The 6,133-nt window shown below is 31.2% G+C and carries 9 protein-coding genes and 1 tRNA gene; 9 read left to right on the top strand and 1 reads right to left on the bottom strand.

The window, feature by feature from the left end:
• From ACI313_RS06130 to ACI313_RS06100, 7 genes are all read left to right on the top strand, one after another.
• The coding region (locus ACI313_RS06130) for a metallophosphoesterase family protein (protein ID WP_439755557.1) at positions 1-202 on the top strand (202 nt) is incomplete at its 5' end.
• Between the two features lie 2 nt (positions 203-204).
• Complete coding sequence (locus ACI313_RS06125; RefSeq protein ID WP_320608164.1) at positions 205-669, top strand: PTS sugar transporter subunit IIA; 465 nt, start codon at positions 205-207, stop codon at positions 667-669.
• Positions 666-1,172: a macro domain-containing protein gene (locus ACI313_RS06120; RefSeq protein WP_320608163.1), complete on the top strand. Its 507-nt coding sequence runs from the start codon at positions 666-668 to the stop codon at positions 1,170-1,172. The genes ACI313_RS06125 and ACI313_RS06120 overlap by 4 nt, the downstream gene beginning before the upstream one ends.
• 23 nt (positions 1,173-1,195) lie before the next feature.
• On the top strand, positions 1,196-2,173 hold the full coding sequence (locus tag ACI313_RS06115; protein WP_320608162.1) for a ComEC/Rec2 family competence protein: 978 nt from the start codon (positions 1,196-1,198) through the stop codon (positions 2,171-2,173).
• Positions 2,174-2,183: 10 nt separating this feature from the next.
• The gene (locus tag ACI313_RS06110; protein WP_320608161.1) at positions 2,184-2,924 is read left to right on the top strand and encodes a hypothetical protein; all 741 of its coding nucleotides are present in this window, start codon (positions 2,184-2,186) and stop codon (positions 2,922-2,924) included.
• The gene (locus ACI313_RS06105; RefSeq protein WP_320608160.1) at positions 2,921-3,307 is read left to right on the top strand and encodes an HIRAN domain-containing protein; all 387 of its coding nucleotides are present in this window, start codon (positions 2,921-2,923) and stop codon (positions 3,305-3,307) included. Before ACI313_RS06110 ends, ACI313_RS06105 begins: the two co-directional genes overlap by 4 nt.
• A gap of 62 nt (positions 3,308-3,369) precedes the next feature.
• Positions 3,370-3,588, top strand: coding sequence for a Lar family restriction alleviation protein (locus ACI313_RS06100; protein WP_320608159.1), 219 nt, complete (start codon positions 3,370-3,372; stop codon positions 3,586-3,588).
• Positions 3,589-3,705: 117 nt separating this feature from the next.
• Here the strand turns inward: ACI313_RS06100 and ACI313_RS06095 are convergent.
• A tRNA-Arg gene (locus ACI313_RS06095) sits at positions 3,706-3,782 on the bottom strand.
• A 54-nt stretch (positions 3,783-3,836) separates the two neighbouring features.
• On the opposite strand from ACI313_RS06095, the gene ACI313_RS06090 reads away from it, so the two are divergent.
• Together ACI313_RS06090 and ACI313_RS06085 are read left to right on the top strand one after the other, a co-directional pair.
• The gene (locus ACI313_RS06090; protein ID WP_407066613.1) at positions 3,837-4,604 is read left to right on the top strand and encodes an InlB B-repeat-containing protein; all 768 of its coding nucleotides are present in this window, start codon (positions 3,837-3,839) and stop codon (positions 4,602-4,604) included.
• Positions 4,605-4,614: 10 nt separating this feature from the next.
• Positions 4,615-5,988 (top strand): MATE family efflux transporter, encoded by a 1,374-nt coding sequence (locus tag ACI313_RS06085; protein WP_320608158.1) that lies wholly within the window; start codon positions 4,615-4,617, stop codon positions 5,986-5,988.
• The last annotated feature ends 145 nt before the right edge of the window (positions 5,989-6,133 follow it).

Below are 6,133 nucleotides of genomic sequence, written 5' to 3'. Positions count from 1 at the left end.
TGACATTGTTTGTTTTGGACATACGCATGTTCCTTCTAAACAAAAAGAAAATAATGTTTTATTGATTAATCCAGGTTCTATCTGGTTTGATCGAAGTGGTAAAAAAGGAAGCTATGCGATTATAGATATTAATTCGAATGATGTTTGTGTGGAATTTGTTTATAATGATGGAACACATCCATGGTTTGACAGGGAGTTTTAATGATGAAATTTTTTGGGAAAAAAGAAAAAGATGCGATTGTATCAATCGCAACGGGTACGATGATTCCAGCCAATAAAATCAATGATCCGGTATTTGCGCAAGAAATGATGGGACAAACTATTGGCTTTCAATTGGAAGTAGGTGAAATTGTTTCACCAGCTAAAGGAATTGTGGAAATGATTTTTCCAACAGGTCATGCCTTTGCGATTCGTATGAGTGATGGAACAGGTTTTTTAGTGCACATTGGCATTGATACGGTTGAATTAAATGGAAAAGGCTTTAAAGTTTGTGTAAAACAAGGACAAAGTGTAAAAGCAGGCCAAACAATTGTGAAAATGGACTTAAGTCTTGTACAATCGTTAGGCTACGATACAACAACGATGTTGATTGTCAGTGAACCAATCAATAAAACAATTGACTATATTTCTTTTGGAAAAGTCAAAAAAGGACAAGTGATTTCGAAGTGATACAAATCATAAATAAAAACATTATTGATATTAGTGCAGATGCGATTGTCAATGCAGCCAATGAACAACTATTACAAGGTGGAGGTGTTTGTGGAGCTATATTTTCACAAGCAGGTTCAACACAATTACAACAAGCCTGTAATTGTATTGGCTATTGTCCAACTGGAAAAGCGGTCATTACACCTGGATTCAATACAAAAGCCAAATACATTATTCATGCTGTTGGGCCTATTTATAAAGCAAATGATCCAGTAATTCCTGATTTATTGTATTCCGCTTATCAAAATAGTTTAAAATTGGCACAACAATATGAATGTCAATCCATTGTTTTTCCTTTGATTTCAGCAGGTATCTATGGATATCCCATTCAAGAAGCATGGAACATTGCCATTCAGGCAATACTTGATTTTGAATGGGATGATATAGATGTGATTTTTGCGATTTTGGATAAAGAAATCATGAAAGTAGGACAAAACATATTAAAAGATTCTTTAAGGAAATAATAAAATGTTATAAAATAATGACTATGAAAAAGGTCATTATTTTTTTATTATCGTTATTATTATCAATTAGTGGATGTTCAAGTCAAATTGATGTTGAACCAACAAAGCCAACAGGAACATTTGAACTACAAGTACTTGATGTAGGACAAGGATTAAGTGTATTGGTTGAAAGTGATGGACATTATTTATTATATGATGGAGGAGGCCGGTCTGCATCAAGTTATGTTGTCAGTTACCTTGAAAATGAAGGAATTGAAAAATTTGATTATATTATTGCTTCTCACTATGATGAAGATCATATTGCAGGTCTAGTCGGGGTTTTAAATGTATTTGCTTGTGATTTAGTTTTAGACCCAGATTATGAAACGGATTCACAAATATATGCTTCTTTTAAAAATAAAGTAAAAAATGAGAAACATCCTGAATTAAAGGAAACATATCAATTAGGTTCGGCTTCTTTTGAAATTATTGGACCTATAAAAGAATATGGTGAAGATAATGATAAAAGCATTTGCATTCGTATCACATTTGGAAATACCCATTATCTAATTTGTGGAGATGCATCTATTAAAGCAGAACAAGATATGCTGAATGAAGATATACAATCAGACGTATATATTGTATCCCACCACGGTTCTAAGTATTCATCAAGTCAGGAATTTATTCAAAAAGTAAATCCTAAATATGCGATTATTAGTTGTGGTTTAAATAATAGCTATGGACATCCGGATCAAGAAGTATTAAATAATTTGTCACAATGTGAAATTTATCGTACAGATACACAACATGAAATTATTTGTACAAGTGATGGAACCAATGTTACATTTGAACAAAAAGAACAAAATGTCACTTATGTATGTAATAAAAATTCAAAGAAGTTTCATAGACCAGATTGTTCAAGTTTAGATTCTATGAAAGAGGAAAATAAATATTATACATCGAATACAAGGGAACAATTAATTCAAAAGGGATATGGACCATGTGGTTTATGTAAACCATAAAAGGAAGATTATGAATCTAGTAAAAAAAGATATTGAGAATTATCAACAATTATTATTAAAACGAGATGAATTACAAAAAGAAGCTATTCAGTATCGAGTGGCTTATACAGCTATGTTTGGTGATATCATTAATGAATTGTTTCAACTTGTTATAGAATGTACGGCTTTAAAAAAGAAAATATCGTATTGTCAATTAAAGGTAAACAAAGGCATGGATATTATTGAAAGTGAATTAGAACAGTTTGTTGATCAAGAACTTAAGAATTATTATCAAAAACTTCAAAAAATGAAAGAGGATGTACAAACTTCTAAACAAAGTGAATCGTTAAGTGAACAAGATTTAAAACAAATAAAGATGATTTATTATCGTTTAGTTAAAAAGATTCATCCTGATTTACATCCAGAATTATTTAAAGATGAAAAGATGCAAGAACTATTCTCAAGAATTCAAGATGCGTATGTTTGTAATCAATTAGATGAATTGATGAATCTAGAGGTATTGGTTGATAAATTAATAGGTAAAGAAGAAATTCATATTCCTGATATAGATGCGCAAACAGAAAAAATAAAAGAACAAATTCAAGAAATTGTTTCCACAAATCCTTATTTATATAAAGATATTTTAGAAAATGAAGATAAGTGTAATCAATATATGGAAAAATTTAAACAGGATATTCATCAATATCAAAAATATAAAGAGGAACTTGAAAAACAAGTTTTAAAATATGATATAAAGCAGGTGATTTCATGAATGATTTAACGCTAAAAGATGATATTTTACCTATCTTAGAACAAAATGATTTATCAACGTTAGTAGAGCCATTAACTAAAGAAATTCATTTATTTGATTGTACTATTGCCGGTACTTCTTATATTGAAGATAAAACAGTTTTCACAATGTTAAAAAAAGAAGATTATTTAGTATTTCAAAGAGAAAATAATAAATATGACAATAATGCGATTCTGATTTTAACAGAAGATAATATAAAGTTAGGCTATGTTCCTCGAAAAGATAATATAATTTTTGCGCGTTTAATGGATGCAGGTAAATTATTAAAGGGAAAAGTAATTGATATTCAAAAGAAGAAGGATTACTTTCATGTAGAAATTGGAATTTATTTAATTGATTTTTAATTCATGTGATTTGTTTCAAATACATATAAATGATATAATACACGAAGTGTGAGGAGATTATTATGAATATTGATGATTTAGTAATATATGATTGTCCTTTATGTGAAGGAGCTTCTTTGTTAGAAGAAGAAGGAAATAGTTACTATGTAACTTGTATGGAATGTGGTTGTCATTCTGTGAATGTGAATTTTAAAACAGATGAAGATCGTTATAAAGCTGCTCAAAAAACAATTGAGTTATGGAATAAAGGAAAAGTCATTAAATTAGAACCAGGTGAATAAAAATTCTCTAAGAAATTATCTTAGAGTCTTTTTATTTGTTTGATTAAATAAATCTTATTTCCTATAATAGGAGAGGTCAAATAAAAAAGCTCTCTTGCGAGAGCTTATTTACAAAAATGGCGTCCTGGAAGGGATTCGAACCCCTGACCGTGCGCTTAGAAGGCGCATGCTCTATCCAGCTGAGCTACCAGGACAACACAAGTATTATATCAAATAATTTTAATATTTCAAGGATAAGGATGAAAAAAATGAACGAAATAGAAGAAAAAAAAGGTTATGCGTTTGAAGGGTGGTATATTGACCCGGAAAGAAAGAAAAGATTGAACCCAGGAGGGATATTACCACATGAAATGGTTTTATATGATAAATGGAGTTTAATTGAATATGATGTAACATATGATCTAAATGGAGGAGAAAATTCAAAATTAAATCCTACTACGGTCAACATTGAATCAGGATTAATCAAATTATATCCGGCTCGTAAGAAAGGTGTATGTTTTAGTCATTGGACCTTAAACGGAAAACCAACGGAAGTAATTCCCGCTCAAATTTATGAACCAATCAAATTAGTTGCGCATTACCAACCTTTGTGTACGGTTCACTTTGAAACACGAGGAGGCGGATTGATTGCGAATCGTAAAGTCAATGAAGATGGTTTATTAGAGGAATTTAGACCCCCTTTGAAAATGGGATATGAATTCGATGGTTGGTATTGGGACATGAATTGTCAATATAAGTTTAGCTTTGATCAAGTGATTCATAAGTCGTGTATTTTATATGCGAAATGGAAAATCAAACATTATCGTGTAACATATGATGCCAATGGAGGAATTTCATCTCGTATGAATCCGAAGAGTTATACGTATTTTGATCCTGTGATTGAACTTAGACCAGCTATTAAAAAGGGGTATCGCTTTTTGGGGTGGTTCGATGCTCGTGGTAATAAACAAAATGAAATTTTGCCTTATTCCATTGGAGACAAAAACTTTATTGCTCATTTTGAAAAGATAGAATAAAATGATAGACATGAATGAAAATGTATTAGGATATGAATCCGAATCTAAATTATTAATGCAGTTTGCGATTCCTTCTATTATTTCGATGGTCGTGAGCTCACTCTATAATATCGTAGATCAAATTTTTATTGGAAAAGGAGTAGGGTATCTTGGCAATGCAGCTACTAATGTTGCCTTTCCTTTAACGACAATTTCTTTGGCAATTTGTTTGATGATTGGAATTGGGTCTTCGTCTCGTTTTTCTTTGAACATTGGTGCTAAGAAAATGGAAGAGGCTAGACAAGTTGCAGGAAATGCAGTGGGACTAACTATTGTTGCTTCGATATTATATGTAATTATTGTACAAACATTTTTGCCTGGTTTGTTGACTGTTTTTGGAGCAACGGACAATGTTATGGATTATGCGATTTTATATACTAGAATCACAACGTTGGGTGTTCCTTTCTTAATGGCAAGTAATATTTGTTCGAATTTAATTCGTGCTGATGGTTCACCTAAATATTCTATGATGTGCATGATTATTGGAGCTGTTATTAATACGATACTAGATCCTATCTTTATTTTTGTGTTTGATTTAGGAATTGCAGGAGCTGCCATCGCAACTATTATTGGTCAAATTGTTTCAGCTATTATTGCGATTCGTTATTTATTTCATTTTAAAAATATAACATTAGAAGTATCAGATATTCATGTATCGTTGCAAGATACACTAAGTGTTTGTTCAATTGGAATGTCGGCTGGAATAAATCAACTTGCGATTTTATTGGTGCAAATTGTATTAAATAATTCATTGACATATTATGGACAATTTAGTGTGTATGGATCTGATATTCCTTTAGCGGCTTGTGGAATTGTAATGAAAGTGAATAGTATTTTAATGGCTTTCATCATTGGTCTTTCACAAGGTATGCAACCTATTGCAGGTTTTAATTATGGAGCTAAAAAATATAATCGTGTTCGTAATGTGGTTTGGCTAACTATTGGAATTAATTTTATTATTTCTTTAATTGGATGGTATTTGTTCCAATTTCAAACGGCAAAGGTATTATCGATATTTGGCTCAGAAGATGGGTTGTACTTTGAGTTTGCGATTCATTTTATGAAAGTATTTTTAGCTTTATGTATTGTCAATGGAGTACAAGTGATTTCGTCAGGATTCTTTTCGTCGATTGGAAAACCATTAAAAGGAATGATTCTTTCTTTGATTCGACAAGTAATTTTATTGATTCCTTTATTGGTGATTTTAGGACATGAATTTGGTTTAGATGGAATTATGTTTGCGGCTCCTATTAGTGATGCGATAGCTTTTGTGGTTTCTTGTTTTTTCTTAATTCGAGAGACAATTACCCTTACTAAACAACATCGTAGCCAAGGTGTTATTTGAAAGAGGACTTGGAAATGTAGTGCACTGAAAAAGTTGGACTATAAAATTTAACTTCATTTTAAATATGATAAGGACTTTTGTCTATAAGCTAATGGGTAACCAAAGTTAACCGGGGTTTTTCCAAAGTTAAGTGGGGTCAACACCG

Source organism: Floccifex sp. (genome assembly GCF_051873495.1).
Classification (GTDB): Bacteria; Bacillota_I; Bacilli_A; order Erysipelotrichales; family Erysipelotrichaceae; genus Floccifex.
The sequence above is the reverse complement of the archived record's forward strand: the minus strand, read 5'-3'. Positions and strand labels throughout refer to the sequence as shown.

Bases quoted from the DNA above. Each gene is read 5' to 3' on its own strand.
- ACI313_RS06105 (WP_320608160.1), top strand. From the start codon at position 2,921: ATGAATGATTTAACGCTAAAAGATGATATTTTACCTATCTTAGAACAA.
- ACI313_RS06085 (WP_320608158.1), top strand. From the start codon at position 4,615: ATGAATGAAAATGTATTAGGATATGAATCCGAATCTAAATTATTAATG.
- ACI313_RS06090 (WP_407066613.1), top strand. From the start codon at position 3,837: ATGAACGAAATAGAAGAAAAAAAAGGTTATGCGTTTGAAGGGTGGTAT.
- ACI313_RS06125 (WP_320608164.1), top strand. From the start codon at position 205: ATGAAATTTTTTGGGAAAAAAGAAAAAGATGCGATTGTATCAATCGCA.
- ACI313_RS06110 (WP_320608161.1), top strand. From the start codon at position 2,184: ATGAATCTAGTAAAAAAAGATATTGAGAATTATCAACAATTATTATTA.
- ACI313_RS06115 (WP_320608162.1), top strand. From the start codon at position 1,196: ATGAAAAAGGTCATTATTTTTTTATTATCGTTATTATTATCAATTAGT.
- ACI313_RS06100 (WP_320608159.1), top strand. From the start codon at position 3,370: ATGAATATTGATGATTTAGTAATATATGATTGTCCTTTATGTGAAGGA.